The 20,915-nt window shown below is 73.3% G+C and carries 17 protein-coding genes and 1 tRNA gene; 5 read left to right on the plus strand and 13 right to left on the minus strand.

The annotated features are described in order from the left end of the window. Positions 1-111: 111 nt before the first annotated feature. The gene (locus tag ACFRAV_RS22250; RefSeq protein ID WP_382558012.1) at positions 112-1,359 is read left to right on the plus strand and encodes a cytochrome P450; all 1,248 of its coding nucleotides are present in this window, start codon (positions 112-114) and stop codon (positions 1,357-1,359) included. A 40-nt stretch (positions 1,360-1,399) separates the two neighbouring features. On the opposite strand, the gene ACFRAV_RS22255 is transcribed toward ACFRAV_RS22250, so the two are convergent. From ACFRAV_RS22255 to ACFRAV_RS22265, 3 genes are all read right to left on the minus strand, one after another. Next, entirely contained in the window at positions 1,400-1,906 is a 507-nt protein-coding gene (locus ACFRAV_RS22255; protein WP_382558013.1) for a hypothetical protein, read from the minus strand. Beyond that, positions 1,903-2,478: an RNA polymerase sigma factor gene (locus ACFRAV_RS22260; RefSeq protein WP_382558014.1), complete on the minus strand. Its 576-nt coding sequence runs from the start codon at positions 2,476-2,478 to the stop codon at positions 1,903-1,905. The genes ACFRAV_RS22255 and ACFRAV_RS22260 overlap by 4 nt, the downstream gene beginning before the upstream one ends. A 62-nt stretch (positions 2,479-2,540) precedes the next feature. Next, the gene (locus ACFRAV_RS22265; RefSeq protein ID WP_382558015.1) at positions 2,541-3,980 is read right to left on the minus strand and encodes a S8/S53 family peptidase; all 1,440 of its coding nucleotides are present in this window, start codon (positions 3,978-3,980) and stop codon (positions 2,541-2,543) included. A 109-nt stretch (positions 3,981-4,089) separates the two neighbouring features. On the opposite strand from ACFRAV_RS22265, the gene ACFRAV_RS22270 reads away from it, so the two are divergent. Continuing rightward, entirely contained in the window at positions 4,090-6,711 is a 2,622-nt protein-coding gene (locus ACFRAV_RS22270; RefSeq protein ID WP_382558016.1) for a CHAT domain-containing protein, read from the plus strand. 164 nt (positions 6,712-6,875) lie between these two features. Here the strand turns inward: ACFRAV_RS22270 and ACFRAV_RS22275 are convergent, their stop codons facing one another. Next, positions 6,876-7,925 carry a hypothetical protein gene (locus tag ACFRAV_RS22275; protein ID WP_382558017.1) on the minus strand — a complete coding sequence of 350 codons (1,050 nt, stop codon included), beginning with the start codon at positions 7,923-7,925 and terminating at the stop codon, positions 6,876-6,878. A 278-nt stretch (positions 7,926-8,203) separates the two neighbouring features. Here ACFRAV_RS22275 and ACFRAV_RS22280 point away from each other — a divergent pair, with 278 nt between their 5' ends. Beyond that, complete coding sequence (locus tag ACFRAV_RS22280) at positions 8,204-8,764, plus strand: DUF6817 domain-containing protein (RefSeq protein ID WP_382558018.1); 561 nt, start codon at positions 8,204-8,206, stop codon at positions 8,762-8,764. A gap of 7 nt (positions 8,765-8,771) precedes the next feature. Here the strand turns inward: ACFRAV_RS22280 and ACFRAV_RS22285 are convergent, their stop codons facing one another. Both ACFRAV_RS22285 and ACFRAV_RS22290 read right to left on the minus strand, forming a co-directional pair. Beyond that, a complete protein-coding gene (locus ACFRAV_RS22285; RefSeq protein ID WP_382558019.1) occupies positions 8,772-9,599 on the minus strand; it encodes an inositol monophosphatase family protein in 828 nt (275 codons plus the stop codon). A gap of 50 nt (positions 9,600-9,649) precedes the next feature. Next, entirely contained in the window at positions 9,650-9,961 is a 312-nt protein-coding gene (locus tag ACFRAV_RS22290; RefSeq protein WP_382558020.1) for a hypothetical protein, read from the minus strand. A 124-nt stretch (positions 9,962-10,085) separates the two neighbouring features. On the opposite strand from ACFRAV_RS22290, the gene ACFRAV_RS22295 reads away from it, so the two are divergent. Together ACFRAV_RS22295 and ACFRAV_RS22300 are read left to right on the plus strand one after the other, a co-directional pair. Then, positions 10,086-10,427: an antibiotic biosynthesis monooxygenase family protein gene (locus ACFRAV_RS22295; RefSeq protein ID WP_382558021.1), complete on the plus strand. Its 342-nt coding sequence runs from the start codon at positions 10,086-10,088 to the stop codon at positions 10,425-10,427. Positions 10,428-10,606: 179 nt separating this feature from the next. Then, positions 10,607-11,482: a hypothetical protein gene (locus ACFRAV_RS22300; protein WP_382558022.1), complete on the plus strand. Its 876-nt coding sequence runs from the start codon at positions 10,607-10,609 to the stop codon at positions 11,480-11,482. Between the two features lie 53 nt (positions 11,483-11,535). Here ACFRAV_RS22300 and ACFRAV_RS22305 read toward each other — a convergent pair whose 3' ends face one another. The 7 genes from ACFRAV_RS22305 to ACFRAV_RS22335 form a co-directional block, all read right to left on the minus strand. Beyond that, the gene (locus tag ACFRAV_RS22305; protein WP_382558023.1) at positions 11,536-12,786 is read right to left on the minus strand and encodes an MFS transporter; all 1,251 of its coding nucleotides are present in this window, start codon (positions 12,784-12,786) and stop codon (positions 11,536-11,538) included. A 64-nt stretch (positions 12,787-12,850) separates the two neighbouring features. Beyond that, positions 12,851-14,356 (minus strand): alpha-N-arabinofuranosidase, encoded by a 1,506-nt coding sequence (locus tag ACFRAV_RS22310; protein ID WP_382558024.1) that lies wholly within the window; start codon positions 14,354-14,356, stop codon positions 12,851-12,853. A gap of 124 nt (positions 14,357-14,480) precedes the next feature. Beyond that, the gene (locus ACFRAV_RS22315; RefSeq protein ID WP_382558025.1) at positions 14,481-15,386 is read right to left on the minus strand and encodes a carbohydrate ABC transporter permease; all 906 of its coding nucleotides are present in this window, start codon (positions 15,384-15,386) and stop codon (positions 14,481-14,483) included. Continuing rightward, positions 15,383-16,276, minus strand: a complete 894-nt coding sequence (locus tag ACFRAV_RS22320; protein WP_382558026.1) for a carbohydrate ABC transporter permease — start codon at positions 16,274-16,276, stop codon at positions 15,383-15,385. The genes ACFRAV_RS22315 and ACFRAV_RS22320 overlap by 4 nt, the downstream gene beginning before the upstream one ends. A gap of 145 nt (positions 16,277-16,421) precedes the next feature. Next, positions 16,422-17,702 (minus strand): ABC transporter substrate-binding protein, encoded by a 1,281-nt coding sequence (locus tag ACFRAV_RS22325; protein ID WP_382558027.1) that lies wholly within the window; start codon positions 17,700-17,702, stop codon positions 16,422-16,424. 616 nt (positions 17,703-18,318) lie between these two features. After that, a tRNA-Pro gene (locus ACFRAV_RS22330) sits at positions 18,319-18,392 on the minus strand. 93 nt (positions 18,393-18,485) lie between these two features. Further along, positions 18,486-20,870: a glycoside hydrolase family 65 protein gene (locus ACFRAV_RS22335; RefSeq protein ID WP_382558028.1), complete on the minus strand. Its 2,385-nt coding sequence runs from the start codon at positions 20,868-20,870 to the stop codon at positions 18,486-18,488. Between the last annotated feature and the right edge of the window lie 45 nt (positions 20,871-20,915).

Below are 20,915 nucleotides of genomic sequence, written 5' to 3' on the forward strand. Positions count from 1 at the left end.
CCCGGCCCACCGGGCGGGGCGGAGCCCGTTTCCGGCCCGCGACGGCCGGTGCGGGGACCGCACGGAGCAGCCGGGCGCGACAGACGCGCCGGGCCGCCCCAGGGTGGTTCCATGACTCAGGAGATGACCGCACCACCTCCTCCGCCCGTCCGGGACTGGGTGCCGCCGGAGATCGACGGCCCCGGCTTCGACCCGTTGCTGGCCGAGCTGATGCGCGAGGGCCCGCTGACCAGGATCCGTCTGCCGCACGGTGAGGGCTGGGCCTGGCTCGCCACCCGTCACGAGGACGTCCGGGCCGTCACCAACGACCCCCGGTTCGGGCGCGCGGAGGTGACCCGCCGCCAGGTCACCCGGCTGGCCCCGCACTTCAAGCCCCGCCCGGGGTCACTGGCCTTCGCCGACCAGCCCGACCACAACCGGCTGCGCCGCGCCTTCGCGGGCGCCTTCACCGTCGGCGCGATGCGGCGCCTGCGCCCGCGCGCCCAGGCGCTGCTCGACCCGCTGGTCGACGGCCTGCTGGCCCAGGGGCCGCCGGCCGATCTGATCGCGACGGTGCTCGAGCCGTACCCGCTGGCCGTGGTGGGCGAGGTGATGGGCGTCCCGGAGGCCGACCGGGACCGGGTGCGTGCCTGGACCCGGCAGATCATCTCCACCTCCGGTGGTGCGGAGGCGGCCGAGGAGGCCAAGGCGGGCCTGTACGGCTGGATCACGCGGACGATCCGTGACCGCCGCGCGGGCTCCCCCGGCGACGGCGACGGCGGGCAGGGCGGCGGCGTCCTGTCGATGCTGGGAGCCGCGGTGGGCCGGGGGGAGCTGACCGAGGAGGAGGCGATCGGGGTGGCGGGGCCGCTGCAGATCGGCGGCGAGGCGGTCACGCACAACTGCGGGCAGATGCTCTTCCTGCTGCTCACCCGGCCGGACCTGATGGCCCGGATGCGCGAGGTGCTGGACCGTCCGGCCGCGCTGGACGCCGCCCTGGAGGAGCTGCTGCGCTGGATCCCGCACCGCAGCACGGTGGGCCTGGCCCGGATCGCGCTGGAGGACGTCGAGCTCGCGGGGCGGACGATCACGGCGGGCGAGCCGGTGTACGTCTCCTACCTGGCCGCCAACCGGGATCCGGAGGTCTTCACCGATCCGGACGGGATCGACCTGGCCCGTGACCCCAACCCGCACCTGGCCTTCGGCAACGGTCCGCACTTCTGCACGGGGGCGGTCCTGGCCCGGCTGCAGACCGAGCTGCTGGTGACCACGCTGCTGGAGCGGCTGCCCGCGCTCAGGCTCGCGGTAGCCGAGCGGGAGGTGCCGTGGCGGCGGCGCACCATGATCCGCGGGCCCGAGGCGCTCCCGGTCGCCTGGTGAGCGGGCGGCCGCCCGCGGCGGGGCGGCCGCCCCGCCGCGGTCAGACCCGCAGCCACTCCGTGACGACCACCTCGTCGCCGGCCCGGACCCGCAGGGCGAACGGGCCGGTGACGTCGACCGCGCAGGAGAATCCGCCCGTCTCGTCGGCGTCGCACCGCGCCGCCGCCTCCGGGGCGGGCCGGGTCAGCACCTCCACGCCCGCCGCCTGGGGCGGCAGGAGCTGGCCCAGCAGCCCGTCCTCGCCCACCTCGACGTCGACGGTGAGGTCGCCGGCCGCGAAGGTGAGCATGCGCGGGCCGTCCTCGGCGCCCCTGACGGGGGCGGCGTCCAGCAAGGAGTCGAAGGTGAGCTCGGCGAGGCGGGCGTCCAGGTCGTGCAGCGCGAAGGCGGCCAGCGCCGCCTCGCGCAGCGCGGTGGGCACCGGGTCGCAGACCTCGGCCGCCTCCCTCAGCAGTCCCTCGACCTCCAGGAGCTTCAGGTCGTCGAAGGGCTGCTCGTCGAAGTCGTCGGCGTCGTCGCTGTCGTCGAAGGCGTGCGGGCCGTTCACAGAACCCCCCGGTCGGTCAGGCGCTTGCGCAGCCGGCGCAGGCACCGCTGTCGAATAGGTCCGATGGAGCCCACCGCGATGCCCAGGGCGACGGACACCTCGCGGTAGCTGGGCGGCGGCTCGGCGATGATCAGGCGCAGCAGCTGCCGGCAGCGGTCGCCGAGCGCGTCGAACTCCTCCCACACCGTGCGGTGCCGGTCGGCCCGTTCGGCCTCCTCCTCGGACTCGAGGACCTTCTGCTCGGGCGAGCAGCTGTCGCAGGGGCGGTCCAGCACCTGCGGGTCGTCGGTGGGCGTCCACCGGCGCTGCGCCCGCAGCACCTTCAGGCACTCGTGGCGGGCGGTGGCGGCGAGCCAGGAACCCGCCTTCTCCGGCTCGCGGATCCGCCCGAGGTTCTGCGCGAAGCGGAACCAGGCGATCTGGTAGACCTCGTGGGCGTCCGCCTCGGAGAGCCGGTGCCCGCGGACCACGGACCACACCAACGGGCTGAGCCCGTCCACCAGGCCCCGCCAGGCGTCCTGGTCGCCCTCGACCGCGGACTTCAGCAAGGCGCCGACTGTCGCTCGTTCCACTCCCCCACCCCTCGTGTACGGCACGCCATCGTACGCCGTACGGGTGAGACTCAAGGACGGGGTCAACGTTCGCCCGTCCCCGGTCCGCTGACGGGCCGCCAGCTCGGGGGACGCAGCGCGGCCGCCCGCGCTCCGTGCACCTCGGCGGTGTCCTTCAGGGAGGCGAGCAGGTCCCGGCGGGCGCGGCGCGGGTCGCTCTCCTTGTGGGCGGCCATGTGCGCGGCGACCATGGCGGCGGCCACCGGGGTGGCGAAGGAGGTGCCGCTCCAGCGCGCGTAGCCGCTGAACTCGACACGCTCCGGCTCGCCGGGCGCGTCCTCGCCGTCCGCGCTGAGCAGCCCGGTGCGGACCGGGAAGCGGCAGGTGCAGGAGTAGTCGCCGCCGTGCCGGCACTCGTCGTAGCTGGAGTGCTGGTAGACGTACGGGACGGGGGCGTCGAAGCCGGTCAGCGGGGCCGTGAGGCGCTCGCCGGGCGCGTAGGCGTCCACCCACCGGCCGTGGTTGCTGAAGCAGGCGTGGGCCTCGCCGTCGCCGCGCAGGGCGCCCACGGAGAACACCGCCTTGCGGTACTTGGGCCGGGCGGCGTAGGCGGCCGGGAAGAACGGGGTGTCGGAGCCGTTGTTGCCGGCTGCGGCGACCAGCAGGGTGCCGGGGTGCTTCAGCAGTTCCGCCATGAAGTGCTCGAGTCCCAGGAGGCCCTGGTCGTCGCCGGTGGCGGTGCCCGCGGAGAGGCTGATCAGGGCCGGCCAGCCGGCGCTCTCGGCGGCGTCCAGGAGGAGCGGTCCGAACTCGGACTCCAGGACGGCGCCGGCGTCGTTGAGCGCGTTGGAGACCGTGATGTCGGCGTGCGGGGCGACGGCGGCCAGCAGGCCGGCGATGAAGGTGCCGTGTCCCGCGTACTGCCGCAGCACTCCGTCGGCGTCGCGCTCGGAGGTCTCCAGGTCGCCGCGCACGCGGGCGAGTTCGGGACAGCGGGCGTGGTCGGAGGTGAGGCCGGTGTCCACCACCAGCACGCCGACGCCGGAGTCCGGCTCGTGGTCGCGGCCGGCGGGCGCCGGGTTGGGTCCCTCGCCCGGTGCGGCGGGCACCGGCTCGTCACCGGGGCAGGCGTTCACCGCGACCGTGATGACGTGGTTGCGGGAGACCATGCGGCGTCCGGCGCGGTCCTCGAGGGCGCGCACCGCGCGCAGCGCCCCGTCCACCGCGGGGTCCGCGGCGCCGGCCGCGCGGGCCCCCTCGGCCGGCTCGGCGACCCTGATCCGCGTCACGCCGGAACGGTTGCCGGGTCCGGCGGGGGCTATCCGCTCGCGGCCGGCCGCGCCGGGGATGTCGGCGCGCCGCTCGCGCAGGGCGTCGGCGACCAGCCGGGCGTCCTCCCCGTCGCGCACCAGCAGGTGGCCGCGCTCGTAGAGGAATCCCGCCCCCTCGTCCACGGCCAGCGGTACGTCGGGCATGGAACGTCGGACCTGCTCGCACTGCTCGTGGAACCGCCGGGCCGGCATAGGGCTTCCTCCCCCTCGGGTGCTACGTCGTCAGAAGGAGTCTGCCGCATCGCGGTTGATACACCGCCTTCACACCGCCCGTGCCGAAACCCCTGGCCAGGGCACTACGATGCGGCAGGTGACAGCGGGAAACGGAACCGTCCTCGAACTGCTGCCGATGGTCTTCGCCAGGCCCGACGTGGCCCTGCGCAGGGCGGAGCGGCTCCTCGAGTCCGGCCCCCCGCCGGGGCACGCGTCGGTGGCCCATCAGGTGATCGGGATCTGGCAGCGCGACTTCGGCGATCTCGACGTGGCGCTGCGGCATCTGCGGCGCGCCCGGGACCTGGCGGCCCGTGCGGGCTCCGCGGACCGGGAGGCCGACGTGCTGGCCACGCTCGGGGTGGCGCTGGTGCACGCGGGGCGGACCCGGCAGGGCCTGGCGGCCCTCGAGCGGGGCGTGGGCCGGGGCTCGGCGCACACCCGGGCCCGGGTGCTGTACCGCAGGGCGTACTCGTTCTGGGTGCTGGGCCGCCACGGCGAGGCGCTGGACGACGTCCGGCGCGCGGTGCCGGTGCTGCGGCAGGCCGGGGACGTGATCTGGGTGGCGCGTTCGCTGACCCTGCGGGCGACGGTCCACCTGGCGCTGGGCGCGGTGGACCGCGCGGAGGCGGACTTCGCGTCGGCGGAGGAGCTGTGGGGGACGACCGGCCAGGAGCACGACAAGGCGGACGTGGTGGAGTCGCGGGCCCTGACCGCCTTCCGCGCCGGTGACATCCCCGCGGCGCTGCGCCTCTTCGACGAGGCCGCCGGGCGCTACGACGCCCTGGGCACGCCGACGTTCATGCTGAGCATCCGGCGCTGCGAGGTGCTGCGGGCGGCGGGCCTGGCGGCCGAGGCGCTGGCCGAGGCGGACGCGGCGATCGCGGCGCTGGACCGGATCGGCGGGCAGCGCACCCGCAAGGCGGAGCTGCTGCTGGTGGCGGCGCAGGCGGCCGGTGCGGCGGGCGCACCGGACACGGCGGTGGACCGGGCGGCGGCCGCGGTGCGGCTGTTCGCCCGGCAGCGCCGGCCCTGGGGCGAGGCGCACGCCCGGCTGGTGCTGGCCGAGGCCCGGTTCGCGGTGGGGCGGCGCACCGGCCGGATGGTCTCGGACGCGGCGGCCCTCGCCGGGCGGCTGGCCTCCTTCGGCTCGCCGTCGGCGCCGCAGGCCGCGCTGCTGGCGGGACGGATCGCCCTGGCGCTGGACCGGCCCGCGGAGGCGGAGGTCCATCTGGCCCTGGCCGCCCGGGCCCGGCACGGCGGTGCGCCGCAGGCGCGTGTGACGGGCTGGGTGGCGCAGGCGCTGCGGGCCCGGGCCGCCGGGTCGCGGCGCGGTGTGCTGCGGGCCTGCCGGCACGGGCTGGACGTCCTGGACGGGCACCGCACCACGCTGGGCGCGCCGGAGTTGCGGGCCCGGGTCACCGAGCAGGGCGAGGAGCTGGCCGCGCTGGCCCAGGAGGCCGCGCTGGCCTCCGGCGGCGCCCGGCGGCTGCTGGAGTGGAGCGAGCGGTGGCGGGCGGCGGCGCTGGCCGCGCCGGCCGCCCGGCCGCCCGCCGATCCGGGGCTGCTGGCGGACCTGGCGTCGTTCCGGGAGATCGCGTCCCGGGCCGAGGAGGCGCGCCGGGACGGCCGTCCGGTGCCGGTGCTGGAGCGTGAGCAGCGGCGCCTGGAGCGGGAGATCCGCTCCCGGACGCTGCGGGCCCGGGGCGCGGGGGCGGGCGGTGACGGCCGCCGGTTCGACCCGGCGAGGCTGCTGGAGCGCCTGGGCCGGGACGGCGCTCAGCTGGTCGAGCTGGTGGTGCTGGACGACCGGGTGCGGGTGCTGCTGTGCGGCGGCGGCCGGGTGCGGGTGTTCACCGGCGGCCGGCTGTCGCGGGCGGAGGCGGAGGCGGAGCTGGTGCAGGCCGGGCTGCGGCGGCTGGCGCACCCCGGCGGCGCGGCGCGGCTTCCCCTGCTGGAGGCGGCCGGGCGCCGTCTGGAGGAGGCGCTGCTCGGCGAGGCGGCCGCGCGGCTCGGTCCCGGGCCGGTCGTGGTGGTGCCGCCGGGGCGGCTGCACCGGGTGCCGTGGGCGCTGCTGCCGTCGCTGCGGGAGCGGGTGGTGAACGTGTCGCCGTCGGCGGGCGCCTGGCTGCGCGCCCGGGAGACGGCGCCGCCGGCGGGCGGCCGGCACGTCCTGGTGCGCGGGCCCGGGCTGGCGACGGGCGGCGCGGAGGTGCCGGAACTGGTCGACCACTACGGACGGCCGACCCTGCTGGAGGGGGACGACGCACGGGCCGGTGAGGTGCTGCGGGCGCTGGACGGCGCGTCGCTGGCCCACATCGCGGCGCACGGCGCCTTCCGGGCCGACAACCCGTTGTTCTCCTCGCTGCGGATGGCCGACGGGCCGTTGACCGTGCACGACTTCGAGCGGCTGGAGAGCAGCCCGTACCGGCTCATCCTGTCCAGCTGCGACACGGCGCGGCTGGCGCCGGTCGGCTCGGACGAACTGCTGGGCCTGGTCACGGCCTTACTGCCGCTCGGCACGGCGGGGGTGGTGGCGAGCAGCGCGCCGGTCAACGACGCGGCGGTGGTGCCGCTGATGCTGGCCCTGCACAAGGGCCTCGCCTGCCGCCTGACCCTCGCCGAGGCGCTGCGCGATGCCCGGGCGGCCCTGCCGGACGACGCGGTCCACCGGGCGACGGGGTGGACGTTCACGGCCTTCGGAGCGGCCTGAGGCCTCGCAGCCTTGGGAGCGGCGTCAGGCTTGGGGAGCGGCCTGGGGCCTTGGGAGCGGCCGGAGCTCCACCGCGGCGCCCCGGGGGTGCGGCGCGGGTCCGTGAGGGCGCCGCCGTCCGCACTACACGGGAGGGGCGGCCGGTACCGGCGTCCGGAGCGGTGTCACGCGTCGTCGGCGAGGCGGGCGGCGCGGGTCTGGGCGGTGGTGGCGCGGCGGCGGGCGTCGCGGAGGGTGCGGGCGGCGGCCCGGGCCCGGTCGCGGGCCGCGCGTTCCCCGGCCCGTGCCTCGCGGGTCTCCTCCCGGGCGACGTGCAGCTCCTCCTCCAGGCCCAGGACCCGCTCCCCGAGAGCCGCGACGCGGTCCGCCGCGTCCTGTGCGGCGCGGTCGGCGCCGGCCGACTCCTCCTCCGCCTCGCCGAGCGCCCGTGCGGCCTCCTCCGCCTGCGCGCGTGCCTCCTCCAGCTCGCACCGCCGCTCCTGTTCCGCGGCCTCGCGTTCGGCCGCCTCGCGTTCGGCCGCCTCGTGTCCGGCCGCCTCGCGTTCGGCCGCTTCCCGCTCCCGGGTGCGGCGTTCCTCCTCGGCGGCGGTCCCCCGCCGCGTGCCGCCGCCCGCGTCCGGCGCGCCGCCCGTGCCCCGGCGCGCGGAGCTGCCGCCACCCGGGCCCGCCTCCGGTTCCTCGTCCCCCGCCTCCGACGTGGGCACCAGCCGCAGGTCGGGCGACGTCCCGCCGCCCAGCGCGGCCCCGAAGCCCGGCGCCGCGGTGAGCGGTCTGGTCAGCCGGCCCCCGGCCCAGGCCTCGGCCGCCTCCGGGTCGGCCAGCACGGCGCGGAGGGTGCCCTCGATCTCCTCCCGGGCCCCCTCCCCCACCCGGTGCCCTGCCGCCGCGCTCAATTCCACGGCCTGCCGGGCCAGCGCGGACACCAGCAGGTGCTGCTGCCGCGAGAGGTCGCGCAGCGCGCCGCCGTCCAGGTCGAGGTGGGCCTGCCGCAGCGCCTCTCCCAGCCGCAGCAGCGGTTCGGTCTCCTCCTTGCGCTCCCGGACCAGCAGGTTGCAGGCCCAGGCCGACAGCGTGGGTCTGCGCAGGGCCTTGATCCGCTTCGCCAGTTCCCGGTCGCCGTCCTCGCGGGCCCGGGCGGCGCGCTGGTCGCGCATCCTGGTGAACTCCTCGGGGGGCGTGCCGTACAGCTCCTGAGCGACAGCGTCGAGATCCACCGCGCACCTCCAGCGTCCGAAGGACCGAGTCTGGCACCGCCGCCGCACGGGGGCCCCGTCCGCTTCCTCCGTCCGGCCGATCGGCGCGCCGCCTCCGGAATGCGCCCTGGCACCCCAGAGATGACTCGGGGGTGGTGAGTGATCCCCAGGATTGACCTGGGGTCCGGCCCACGGTGAAGATCGACGGGCCCGGAATCGCAGGGCACGGAATCGCCGGGCCGGCCCGATCGACTCGCGTCGAACCGCCGCGCCCGGCGCCCGCCCACCGGAAAGGACCGATGACCGTGCTCGACTCCTCCTCCGCGACGCTCGCCGAGGAGCTGCTGCTCCGTTCCGGCGCGGGAGACGTTCCGCACCCCGGCGGCACCCTCCTCGCGCATCTGACGCGGGTGTACTCCCGGCTGGGGAACTGGGAGGCCCGCCCGGCCCTGCGGCTGGCGGGGCTGTGTCATGCCTTCTACGGCACGGACGGGTTCGCCACGGCCCTGCTGCCGCTGGAGCGGCGTGGGGAGCTGGTCGCGGTGATCGGTGACGAGGCCGAGGCGATCGTCCGCCTCTACGCCTCCTGCGGCCGGTCGGCCACCTACCCCGGCCTGGGCGGGTCCTCCCCGGTGTTCCACGACCGTTTCACCGGCCGGGAGTTCGCCCCCACCGACCGGCAGTTGCGCGACTTCGCCGAGCTGACGGCGGTCAACGAGCTGGACATCGCCCGCGTGGACCCGGACTTCCGGCAGCGGTGGGGCTCCGGCCTGCTCGCCCTGTTCACCCGTCTGCGCCCGCTGCTGAGCGAGCACGCCTGGGTCGACTGCGAGGAGGTGCTGGCTCCCGGATCCGGGTGAGCGGTGCTCAACGCTCCGCGCGGGCCCCGGCCCGCGCCATGGTGAGCAGCGCCTCGTGCGTGTCCGGATCGGCCGCGGCGATCAGACCGTTGGCGCCGGTGTACGGGGGCCGGCCGTCGATGCCTGTGACGACGCATCCGGCGGCCTGGCACAGGGCGATGCCGGAGGCGAAGTGCACGCTGTCGCGCAGGTCCCCGTCCGTGACGTACGCGGCCCGCCGGCCCGCCGCGACCCAGGCGACGGCCAGGGTCGTGGAGACGACGCGGGGCCGGAAGCGCGCGGTGAACGCCGGGTCGGCGAGCAGCCGGGCGGCCCGGAAGGCGGGGGCGTTGGGGAACGGCGGGTCGAGGTTGAGGTCGACCAGGCAGGACGCGGGCGAGGGGGTCAGGTCCGTCCGCGTGCCGTCGGGACCGTGGGGACCCAGGAGTTGGGCGCCCGTCCCGTCGGTCAGGTACACCTCGCGGCTGAACGGGTCGGCCGTGGCGGCGGCCGTCACCCGCCCACCGTCCCGCAGGGCGACGTTGACCCCGGCGAGCATGGTGTCCACGGCGTAGTTGAGGGTGCCGCAGAGAGGGTCGACCAGCCACCTGCGTCCGGCGTCCGCCGGCCCGGTGGCTCCGGCCTCCTCACCGGTCACGGCGTCACCCGGCCGGGAGGCGCGCAGGACGTGCAGGATCGCCTCCTCGGCCGCCAGGTCCGCCGCGGTGGCGAAGTCGCCGTTCCCCTTGTCGTGCCGCTCGGGCGCGCTGCCGTACAGGGCCCGCACCACGGCGGCCCCGGCCCGCGCGGCGGCGAGCGCCACCTCGGCGTCGGTCGGCCCGTTCGTCGTCGTCATGACGGGGAGCATAGGCGGCTTCCCGCGTGTCCGCCGGGCTGGGCGTGGGCTCACATGCTGGCGAAGGCGGAGATCAACGTGTCGGCGCGCAGGCGGAGTTCGGGGTCGTCGAGGCCGGTGACGGTGACCGCGAGGACGTCGGAGCCGGTGGCGAGGGCCAGCGCGACTTCCAGCTCGGCCCGGGTGCCGACCAGCGGATAGGTGTACCAGCCGTCCGCCCGGTCGTCGTCGGTGTCCCCGATGCCCGCCTCGACGGTCTCCCAGTCGGTGCCGTCGAAGGCGTAACCGGCGTAGTGGGACAGCAACTGGAGGAAGGGCAGGGCGTTCTGGGCCCATATCCAGCCTCTCAACGGCTCCGCCATGCGCCCTCCCCACGGGTGCGCGACCCGCTCACCGGGACGGCCGCCCTGGGGTCACCATGCCCGAGAAACACGTGCTGCGCGAGGCCTCCGGCGGCACTCCGGGACGGTGCGGCAGGATGAGGGCATGAGCGTCGTGAAGATCAACGTACTGTCCGTGCCCGCCGAGCAGCGGGAGGTCCTGGAGAAGCGCTTCGCCTCGCGGGCGCACGCCGTGGAGAACTCCGACGGCTTCGAATGGTTCGAGCTGCTCCGCCCCGTCGAGGGGACCGACACCTATCTCGTGTACACGCGGTGGCGCGACGAGGCCGCGTTCCAGGCCTGGATGGAGGGGCCGATGAAGTCCGCCCACCAGGGCGGCGGTCAGGGCGAGGGCGGCGAGCGGCCGAAGCCGGCCGCGAGCGGCTCCACGCTGTGGTCGTTCGAGGTGGTGCAGCAGGCGGGGCCGGGCGCGGACACGACCGCCTGAGTCCCCCGACGACCGGAGCCCTGCCGCCCGCGTGAACCTCACGCGGGCGGCAGCGTCGTTTCCCCCCTCCCTCCGAGTTGAACGCGTTCAAAAGCATGGCAGGATGATCCCGGCGGCCGCATCCGCGCGGACCGCGTTCTTCGGCATGCCGTGACCATGTCGTGAAACGGGGAGGGAAGATGGCCCGTCGAGGCCGGAACTACGCGTGGATGCTGGTGATGTCCATGCTGGTGCTGGGGGTGGAGGCGATGCTGGGTCTGGTGGCCGTCATGGTGGTGCTCGCCACGACGGAGTCCCCGGGCAGGGTCCCGGGCACCCTGACCCTGGTCCTCCTGCCGCTGCTCGCCGTCGCGGGCGTGCTGTTCGGGGTCCTGTTCTCCCACGTCGTGGTCATGCCGGCCGTCTGGCTGGGCGACGCTCTGGCGCGGCTGTTCCACCGCCCGACGGCCTGGTGGTGGGTGTTGCCGGCCGTGGCGCTGCTCGCCCTGCCCGCCTCGTTCCTGTTCGTCCGCGGCGCCGGTGCCGTGCCGGTGCCGGTGAGGCTCGCGTCGTGGGCGGCGGTCGCGGCCTTCTCGCTGCCCGCGGTGCTGCTGGCCCGGCTCCGCGGACCTCGGCGGAGCTGGCGTCCGGTCGGCCGGGTGGCGCTCTGGGGCGCCGGTTCGGTGCTGGGCGCCGCCGTGCTCGGGGCGCTGGCCCTGGCGACCGGTGTCGTGGACGCCTACGAGCCGCCGTCCCTGACCGCGAGGACGCTCGCCGGCTCCTGGGCCAACGGCGATCCCGACGTCCTGGTGCTCCACGCGGACGGCACCGCGACGGCCACCGGGCTGGCCCGGTTCGAGGACGACGGGACGCGCGCGGACCCCTGTGACGGACGGGGCTCCTGGACGCTCGACCCGGGTGACGACGCCTGGGCCCAGCGCGTCACCGTCCGGGTGCCGGGCTGCGCCACCCAGGAGTGGCACGTGGGCGGGAACGAGGAGCACCCGCTCCTGTACGTCCACGTCGGGGACGAGGACGCGGGGGACCTCTTCGAACTCACCCGCTCGAACCGGTGACGCGGTTCCCCGGCTCCTGCTGACGGCCCGGTGACCGGCTTACCGTCCCGCCGCTACGACCGCTCGGTGACCGGTTCCACGTCCGCCCCCGCCGACGGTCCGCCGACCGGCGGGCGCGGCGCCCGCGGCGTGGCCCGCACCAGTTGGTCGACCATGAGCACGGCCAGCGCCGCCGCCGTCAGTGCGCCGCCCATCAGCATCACGGCGCGGATGCCGGAGGCGGACAGCACCATGCCGCCGGCCGCCGCCCCGACGGCCGTGCCCGCGTTGAACGCCGCGTTCCCGACGGCCGAGGCGACGAACAGGTCGCCGGGCGCCACCGCGAGGAGTTCACTGGTCAGTGTGGTGATCATGGCGAACAGGGCCATGCCGGAGCTCGCTGTGAGCACCGCGGCGACCACGGGCTCGGCGCCCCACCCGTACAGGCCGAGCAGCGAGAGGGCCAGCAGGGCCACCGGCGCCACCGTGGCCGGCCGGGGGTGACGGTCGGCGAGGCGGCCGGCCAGGAAGAGCACCGCCACACCCGCCGCGCCCCGGACCAGCAGCAGCGGGCTGATCGCCTCGGTGGAGAAACCGCTCACCTCCAGCAGGAACGGCACCGTGTAGGTGAACGCCGCGCCGAGGCCGGTCATGACCAGCACGATCGTCAGCACCAGCACGACGTAGCGCGCCCGGTCCGGCGCGCGGTCCTCGGCGGCGGACGCCTGCGCGCCGTCGGTGGACGGCAGGCACAGGACCACGGTGAGGAGGGCCGCCAGGCCGATCCCGCCCAGCACCAGGAACGCGACGCGCCAGCCCGCCTGCTGCCCGATCCAGCTTCCGGCGGGCACGCCCAGCACGGTGGCCAGCGAGGTGGCTCCGAAGACCATGGCGACGACCCGCCCCCGCACCGCGACCGGGAAGAGGCCGGTCGCGGTGACCGTGACGACCGCCCAGAAGACGGCGTGGACCAGTGCCGTCACGGCACGCGAGGCGAGCAGCAGGCCGAAGGTGGGCGCGGCGGCGGACGCCAGGGAGGCGGCCACGAACAGCGCCATCAGGCCCAGCAGCAGCGGACGGCGCGGGACCCGGCGCGTGGCGTACGTCAGCGGGACGCTCAACACCGCCACGACCACGGCGTACCCGGTGACCAGCTGGCCGGCCGCGGACAGGGAGACGCCCAGGCCGGCGGAGATCTCCGGCAGCAGTCCGGCCGGGAGGTTCTCCGTGGTCGAGACGCAGAACGTCGCGGCCATCAGTGCGCCGAGAGCTGCGATCGCCGCGGGCCTCACCCCGGACGCCGCGCCGGCCAGGGCTCGGCCCATCGTCGGGCTCCTTCACCGTGTGTCGTCGAAAATGCCGAATGTCCGCCGAAAGGCGCCCGCTCGGTCAGCGCAGGGCGATCGCCGTCCAGGACACCGGCGGGAGTTCGACGGTGACCGTGCCGTCGGCGAGGGCCGCGGTCGCGTTGGCGGCGGGCGTCACCCGGTCCGGCTCGGCGAGCGTGTTCTTCGCGTACACGTCCGCGTCGGCGAGCGTGAGCGCCTCCACGACGCGTGAGCACCCGAGGCCGCGCACGTCGATCGTGACCTGGGCCGTCTCCCGCTGGTCGCGGTTGACCAGGAACACCGCGGCCCGGTCCTCGTCGACGGTCGCGACGGCGTCGACGAGGCACGCCTCGCCGTAGCGCGCCGTCTCGTACACCGGCGCCTCGATCACGGGCCGGATGACCTCTCCGGAGGCGAGCCGGCTGGTGATCGAGAAGGGGTGGAAGGTCGTCTGCCGCCAGGCCGGTCCGCCGGGCTCGGTCATGATCGGCGCGATCACGTTGACCAGCTGCGCGAGCGACGCCGAGGTGACGCGGTCGCTGCGCTTGAGCAGCGTCATCAGCAGGTTGCCGACCACCACGGCGTCCGCCACGGTGTAGACGTCCTCGAGCTTGCGCGGGGCGTGGCGCCACTCCAGGTCGGTCTCCCGGGCTTCCTGCTCCTGGTGCTCCTTGAGGTACCAGACGTTCCACTCGTCGAAGGAGACGTCGATCTTCTTCTTCGAGCGCTTCTTGCCGCCCACGTGGTCGGCGGTGGCGACGACGGTGTCGATGAAGAAGTCCATGTCGGTCGCGGAGGCGAGGAAGGAGCCGAGGTCGCCGTCGAGCTCCTGGTAGTAGGCGTGGCAGGAGACGTAGTCGACGTGCTCGTAGGTGTGCTCGAGCACCGTGCGCTCCCAGTCGCCGAAGGTCGGCATGCCGGACCCGGAGGAGCCGCAGACGACCAGTTCGAGGTCCTTGTCGGCCATCCTCATCGCGGCGGCGGTCCGGGCGGCGATCTTGCCGTAGTCGTCCGCCGTCATGTAGCCGGTCTGCCAGGGGCCGTCCATCTCGTTGCCGAGGCACCACATCCGCACGTCGTGCGGCTCCGGGGTGCCGTTGGCGATGCGCAGGTCGGACAGCGTGGTGCCGGAGGGGTGGTTGGCGTACTCGAGCAGGTCGAGGGCCGGCAGGATGCCCCGGGTGGCGACGTTGACCGCGAGCATCAGCTCGGAGTCGGTGAGCTTGAGCCACCTGGCGAACTCGTCGAGGCCCACCTGGTTCGACTCGAGCGAGCGCCAGGCGAGGTCGCGGCGCACCGGCCGCTGCTCGCGGGGGCCGACGGAGTCCTCCCAGCGGAAGCCGGAGACGAAGTTGCCGCCCGGGTAGCGCACGGTGGTGCTGCCGAGTTCCCTGACGAGGTCGACGACGTCCATACGGAAGCCGTCCTCGTTGGCGCTGGGGTGCCCGGGCTCGTAGATACCGGTGTAGACGCAGCGGCCGAGGTGCTCGACGAACGATCCGAAGGTGCGGCGCCGGACGGGGGCGACGACGGCCTTGCGGTCGAGCGCGATGTGGGCGCGAGGCATGGAGGTGGTCCTTCCTGGCGCGGCGCCCGGTGTGCTGGGAGCGCCGCCACGGTCAACGGGCCTGCCCCCGACGCGGGGGCGGCGGGGGCAGGCGTGGAACGGTCCGGTGCGGACGGGGCGTGGGTCAGCCCTTCACGGCACCGGTCAGGCCGCCGACGATCTTCTTCTCGAAGATCGAGAAGAAGATCAGGGCGGGCAGCATCGCCAGCGAGGTGAACGCGAGGATCTTCGCGGTGTCCTGCGAGTACTGCGAGGCGGAGAGCGCCTGGACGCCGAGAGGCAGGGTGTAGTTGGCCTCGGAGTTCAGGACGTACAACGGCAGGAGGTAGTTGTTCCAGCTGCCGAGGAAGCCCAGGATGCTGACGGTGACCACGCCGGGGGTGGACAGCGGGAGCACCATGCGGAAGAAGAAGCCGAGCCGGCTCGTACCGTCGATCGACGCGGCCTCCTCGAGCTCCTTCGGGATCGCCTTGAGGAACGGCACCAGGATGATGACGGTCGTCGGCAGGCCGAACGCGATCTGCGGGATGATGATGCCCAGCAGGTTGTCGATCAGGCCCAGGTTCTTGATCATGATGTACAGCGGCGTGATGGCGATGACCAGGGGGAACATCAGACCCGCGGCGAACAGCGAGTACATCGCGCCTTTGAACTTGAACTCGTATCGCGCGATCACGAAGCTGACCATCAGGCCGAGCATCACGATGCCCGCGGTGCTCGCCAGACCGACGATGACCGAGTTGCCGAACTGTCCCCAGAACGTCTGGGTCGCGAGGACGTCGGTGTAGTTGGTGAAGGACCACGGGCTCGGCAGCCCCGACGGGTCGGTGGTGAACTGCGAGTTGGTGCGGAACCCGCCGAGCACGATGAACAGCACGGGCGCGATGCACGCCGCGATGAAGAGCAGCGCCACGATGTAGGTGAAGGGGTTGCCCCACTTCTGCTTGGCACCCTGGTCGCGGCGCTTGTCGGCGCGCCTGCGGCGTGCGATCCCCGTGAGGTTCGCGGACTTGGCGGTCGTCGCGCTCACTTCGCGCCTCCCTCGGTGACGGCGCCCTGCAGGTCACGGCGCAGGACGAAGCGCTGGTAGAACAGCGCGACGATCATCGAGATCACGAACATCACGACCGCGATGGCGCTGCCGTAGCCGAAGTTGGCCGCGTTGCGGCCCTCGGCGACCATGTAGATCGCCATCGTCGACGTTCCGGCGGTGCCCGCGATGTACGGGCCCCAGATGATGAAGACCAGGTCGAACAGCTGGAGCGATCCGATGATCGACAGGAAGCCCCAGATGCGGATCGTCGGGCCGAGCAGCGGCAGCGTGATGCGGCGCTGGATCTGCCAGTAGGAGGCGCCGTCGATCTCCGCGGCCTCGAAGAGCTCGTCGGGTATGGACTGCAGGCCGGCGAGCATCAGGATCACCGCGAAGCCGATGTACTTCCAGGTGATGATGCCCATCAGCGTCCACAGGGCCAGGTCCGGGTCGGACAGCCAGTCCTGCTGCCAGGACTCCAGTCCGATCTTGCCCAGGAGGTCGTTGAGCGCGCCGTTGGACTGCAGCAGCAGGCTCCAGCCGGTGCCGACGATGATCTCGGAGATGACGTACGGCACGAAGATCAGGATGCGGATGATCGAGCGTCCGCGGATCTTCTGGTTGAGCAGCAGCGCCAGGCCGATCGCCAGCGGTCCCTGGATCAGCAGGGAGAGCACCACGATGAACAGGTTGTGCTGCAGCACCTCCTGGAACGCGGGGTCGCCGAGGATCAGCTTGTAGTTGTCCAGCCCCACCCAGTCGGTCGGGTCTCCGTAACCCTTCCACCGGTAGAAGCCGTAGTACGCGGCAAGCGCCACGGGGAAGATCACGAAGGCCAGGAAGACAAGGATCGCCGGTCCGGACAGGATCGCGATCTCGAGTCGCATCCGGGCACGGCCACTGCGGCGGCGTCCAGCCGCTCGCGGCGAGGCCGGGGACGCGGACTTGGCCGCGTCCCCGGCTTCTGGCGTGCCCTGCGACTGACGGCCGGGGGCCGTGTCAGTGCCCAGGGTGTCGCTCATGGTTCCTTACTCAGCCCTTCGCGGCAGCCGCGTTGGTGTTCTTGACGATGTCCTCGGGCGTGCCCTTGCCGGCCATCAGGTTCACGACGGCGGTGTTCATCGCGTTGCCGACGTTCTGGCCGTACTGGGTGTCGAGGAACATGACGGAGTAGGCCGCCTTGTTGAAGGCCTCCAGCGTCGACTTGTTGTACTCGTCGGTGACGACGCTCTGGGCCTCCTTGTTCACCGGGAGGGTGCTGAAGCCCTTGGCGTACTTCTCCTGCTGCTCCTTCGTGGCGAGCCAGCGGAGGAACTCGAAGGCCTCCTTCGGCGCGGCCTTGGAGACCGAGTAGCCGTCGCTGCCGCCCATCATCGCGGTGGGGTCACCCTGACCGCCGTCGACAGCGGGGAAGGGGAACCAGCCGAGGTCGGGGAGCGGCTTCTTGTCCGGGGTGAGACCCGCGATCACGCCCGGGTTCCAGTTGCCCATGAGCTCCATGCCGGCCTTGTGGTTGGCGAGCATGCCCGCCGACGAGCCGGCGCCCTGCTGGGCGGGGGTCGTCAGGTAGCCCTTCTGGAACGGCTCCTTCTTGAGGAACTTCTGCAGGTCCTTGCCGGCCGTGGTCCAACACGGGTCGTCGAACTTGAGTTCGGCGCCGGCCTTGTTCAGCGCGTCCTCGCTGCAGTGACGCAGGGCGAAGTTGTAGTACCAGTGCGCGGCGGGCCAGGCGTCCTTGGCGCCGACCGCGATCGGGGCGACGTCGATCTTCTTCAGCTTGGCGATGGCGTCCTCGAGCTCGGCCATCGTGGTCGGCGTCGACTTGATGCCGGCCTTCTCGAAGAGGTCCTTGCTGTAGTAGATGCCCTCGGGGTTGGTGGACAGCGGGACGGCGTAGACCTTGCCGTCGATCGTCGCGCCGGCGACCTGAGCGCCCGCGTTCGCCTTGTCCTGGTCGTCGAAGGGCAGCTCCTGGAGCTGACCGGCGTCGACCATGGCCTTCATCTTGCCGCCACCACGCTGCAGGAAGATGTCCGGCGCGGAGTTCGAGTTCAGCGCGGTCTGCAGCTTGCCGTCGAAGTCCTCGTTCTGGACCTGCTGCAGCTTGATCGTGACCTTCGGGTTGGCCGCCATGTACTCCTTGACGGCGCCCTTCCAGTACTCCGCGCCCGGGCCGGGGGAAGCGTTCTCCCACACGGTCAGCGTGACCTTGCCGCCGGACTCGGCGTTGTCGTCGGTCTCGCCGTTGCCTGCGCAAGCGGTGGCCGCGAGAACGATGCCCACGCCGATCGCAACAGCCTTGATGCTGCGCATTTTCCTCGCCATCTTGGAAACTCCCTGATTTGTCGTCACCGGCACAGGTGCGTGTGAATAATGAACGTGAAGTAATCGCCTGCTGGACGCCCAAAACGGTGCGCGTGCTCCGATTCGGGCATTTCCGGTGGCAGGCCGACCGTGGCCATGATGAGGTTCGGGCACGTGGCCCAGTCGCAACGATCGCGGCGCCCCCTGCTGGCGGGCTACGGACATACGCGGTGGACGTGCCGGGTGGACGGGTACGGACCGTGCGGAGTCGTCTCCGCAACGGGGAGGTTTCGAACGGTCGTGAGTATGCGCGCGCTGAAGAGCGGCAGTCAATGACTATGTTTCCGAAAGTTTTCCGAAATTCGCAGGGGCCCTTCGGGGTCAGTCTCCGAAACATTTCGAAGAACCGGGGACAGGCCCGGCCTCCCAGGGCCGGCGGCCCCGGATCGGCTTGTACCTCCTCGTCGGCGCATGTCCGGACGTCGCCGGTTGTGGCACGGACTGCGGACCCCCAAATTGGCATGCGCCTGACATTCAGGAACGGGACGGCGGGCGGCTCCGGAAACGCACCAGGGGCCGGCCCGGGAATGATCCCGAACCGGCCCCTGCTGTGCTGTGCACTGTGTCGGGACGACAGGATTTGAACCTGCGACCCCTTGACCCCCAGTCAAGTGCGCTACCAAGCTGCGCCACGTCCCGATGCCTTCTCAGCAGGGGTTCCCCGGAGGTTGCCCTGCGTGATCGTGCGGATCAAGCCTACCGTACGTGTGCGCGTGGTCGTGCACCGCCGTGTCACCCTCCGCGTTCCCGCAGCGACACCGTGCGGGTCTCCCCGGGGGCCAGGGACTCGGTCCACTCCCCCAGGTGGACCGTGACCGGGTCCTGGGCGGCCGCGGCGACGGAGATCTCCAGCTCCTGTCCGCGCAGCCGGACCTTGACCCCCCAGTGCCCGCGGTAGCGCAGGCAGAACCGGTAGTCGGACATCTGCGGCAGCGGCACCGGGTCGAAGCGCAGCGCGCCCGCGCCGGTCTCAAGGCCGGGCAGGCAGCGCTGGACCAGGTCGAGGGTGCCGGTCATGGCGCCCAGGTGGATGCCCTCGCCCGTGGTCCCGCCCTGGACGTCGGCGATGTCGCCGGCCAGCGCCTCCTGGACGAACTCCCACGCCTGGCCGCGCCGGGCCCGGGCCAGCACCCAGCCGTGGACCAGGCTGCTCAGGGTGGAGCCGTGGCTGGTGCGGGCCAGGTAGTGGTCGACCGTGCGCAGCCAGGTCTCCTCGTCGAGGTCGTGGCCGAGCCGCCGGAACTGGGCGCGCAGCTCGCCGGGCGCGAAGAGGTAGCCGAGCATCAGGACGTCCGCCTGCTTGGACGCCTGGTAGTGGTTGACGGTGTCCCCCTCGGCCTCCATGATCCGGTCCAGCCTGCGGATGTCGCCGTACTTGGCACGGTAGCCGCGCCAGTCGAGTTCCTGGAGCTCGCCGTAGCCGGCGAACTGGCTGATGACCCCGGAGTGGAAGGGCACGTGGAGCCGGCGCGAGACGTCGTCCCAGCGCTCGAGTTCGGCGTCGTCGAGGCCGGTGCGTTCGGTGATGTCGCGGCGCAGCGGTTCGGGGAGCTGGGCGAGCACGTCGAGGGCGCGGCAGATCACCCAGGAGGCGGTGACGTTGGTGTAGGCGTTGTCGTCGAGCCCGGGGCGGGTGGCGTCGGGATAGGCCTCGTGGTACTCGTCGGGGCCGACGACCCCACGGATGCGGTAGCGCCCGAGGTCCTTGTCGAAGGTGGCGTAGTCGGCCCAGAAGCGCGCGATCTGCAGGAGCATGTCGGCGCCCTTGCCGTGCAGGAAGCCGGTGTCGCCGGTGGCCTCGGCGTAGCGCCAGACGTTGTAGGCGACGGCGGAGCCGACGTGGTACTGGAGGTGGCTGTGGTCGGGCAGCCAGCGGCCGGAGCGCGGGTTGAGGTGCAGCCGCTGGGTCTCCTCCCGGCCGTCGCTGCCGCTCTGCCAGGGGTACAGTGCGCCGCGGTAGCCGGCGTCGGTCGCGTTGAACCGGGCGCGCTCCAGGCGCCGGTGGCGGTAGGTCAGCAGGGCGCGGGAGACCTCGGGAAAGTGCAGGTTGAGGAAGGGCAGCACGAACAGCTCGTCCCAGAAGACGTGTCCGCGGTACGCCTCGCCGTGCAGGCCGCGGGCGGGCACGCCGACGTCGAGTTCGGCGGTGTGCGGGGAGAGGACCTGCAGCACGTGGAAGAGGTGGACCCGCAGCACCGGGCCGGCCTCCCCGGGGACGTCGATCTCGGCGGCGCGCCACAGCTGTTCCCAGGCCCCCTCGTGCGTGTCCAGCAGCGTCTCGAAGCCGCCGGCCCGGCCGACCCGGTCGAGGGCGGCGTGCAGTGGGTCGCTGATGGCGGGGTCGCGGGAGGTGTGCAGGGCGACCGTCTTGTCGACGGTGACGGTGTGGCCGTCGGCGACGGAGACGCGGATCAGCCGGGCGATGGCGGTCTCCTCCTGCTCGGTGAGGATCTCCGCGGGGGCGTCGACCTCGGTGCGGGCGGCGAGGGCGACGCGGATGTCGCTGGTGATGGTGCGGCAGCGCACCCAGACGACGCCCTCCTCGGTGATGCCGGGCTGGATGTGGGTGAGGTGGTGGGAGGCGAGGTCCTTGTAGCGGTCGACGTTGCCGTTGGTGACGCCGGCGTCGAGCGCGGACTCGACCTCGATCGCCCCCGACCAGCCCTCGGGGGTGAGTTCGGTGCGCAGCAGGGCCAGGTGCGGGTCGGCCATGTGGACGACGCGCAGCTGCCGGACCCGGACGGCGCGGCCGTCGTTGTCCAGGTAGCGCATGGTGCGTTCCAGGACGCCGCGGCGCAGGTCCAGGCTCTGCCGGTAGTCCTCGACGGTGTGGGTGTCGGGGGTGAACCAGTGGCCGGTGTCGGTGCGGAAGCGCAGCGGCAGCCAGTTGGGCAGGTTGACGACGTCCTCGTTGTCGATGTGCCGCCCGGCGATGTCGGAGACCAGCCGGTTGTAGCATCCGGCCGCGTAGGTGCCGGGGTAGTGGACCCGGTCCCGCGCGCACTCGGGGACGGCGCCGCGGGTGGCGAAGTATCCGTTGCCGAGGGTGCACAGCGACTCGCGCAGCTTCTCCGACGTCGGGTCGTACCCCTCGTACTCCCAGGTCCACTCGTCCATGGCGTCTCCTCGCGACGGTGGTGCGCTGTGCGGTCCGGCGGCGCG

Source organism: Streptomyces sp. NPDC056600 (assembly GCF_042792855.1).
Taxonomy (GTDB): domain Bacteria; phylum Actinomycetota; class Actinomycetes; order Streptomycetales; family Streptomycetaceae; genus Streptomyces.

Excerpts from the sequence above, each read along its gene's own strand:
- ACFRAV_RS22250 (WP_382558012.1), top strand. The coding sequence starts at position 112 with ATGACTCAGGAGATGACCGCACCACCTCCTCCGCCCGTCCGGGACTGG.
- ACFRAV_RS22320 (WP_382558026.1), bottom strand. The coding sequence starts at position 16,276 with ATGCGACTCGAGATCGCGATCCTGTCCGGACCGGCGATCCTTGTCTTC.
- ACFRAV_RS22290 (WP_382558020.1), bottom strand. The coding sequence starts at position 9,961 with ATGGCGGAGCCGTTGAGAGGCTGGATATGGGCCCAGAACGCCCTGCCC.
- ACFRAV_RS22300 (WP_382558022.1), top strand. The coding sequence starts at position 10,607 with ATGGCCCGTCGAGGCCGGAACTACGCGTGGATGCTGGTGATGTCCATG.
- ACFRAV_RS22280 (WP_382558018.1), top strand. The coding sequence starts at position 8,204 with ATGACCGTGCTCGACTCCTCCTCCGCGACGCTCGCCGAGGAGCTGCTG.
- ACFRAV_RS22270 (WP_382558016.1), top strand. The coding sequence starts at position 4,090 with ATGCGGCAGGTGACAGCGGGAAACGGAACCGTCCTCGAACTGCTGCCG.
- ACFRAV_RS22310 (WP_382558024.1), bottom strand. The coding sequence starts at position 14,356 with ATGCCTCGCGCCCACATCGCGCTCGACCGCAAGGCCGTCGTCGCCCCC.
- ACFRAV_RS22325 (WP_382558027.1), bottom strand. The coding sequence starts at position 17,702 with ATGCGCAGCATCAAGGCTGTTGCGATCGGCGTGGGCATCGTTCTCGCG.
- ACFRAV_RS22335 (WP_382558028.1), bottom strand. The coding sequence starts at position 20,870 with ATGGACGAGTGGACCTGGGAGTACGAGGGGTACGACCCGACGTCGGAG.
- ACFRAV_RS22285 (WP_382558019.1), bottom strand. The coding sequence starts at position 9,599 with ATGACGACGACGAACGGGCCGACCGACGCCGAGGTGGCGCTCGCCGCC.
- ACFRAV_RS22295 (WP_382558021.1), top strand. The coding sequence starts at position 10,086 with ATGAGCGTCGTGAAGATCAACGTACTGTCCGTGCCCGCCGAGCAGCGG.
- ACFRAV_RS22305 (WP_382558023.1), bottom strand. The coding sequence starts at position 12,786 with ATGGGCCGAGCCCTGGCCGGCGCGGCGTCCGGGGTGAGGCCCGCGGCG.
- ACFRAV_RS22265 (WP_382558015.1), bottom strand. The coding sequence starts at position 3,980 with ATGCCGGCCCGGCGGTTCCACGAGCAGTGCGAGCAGGTCCGACGTTCC.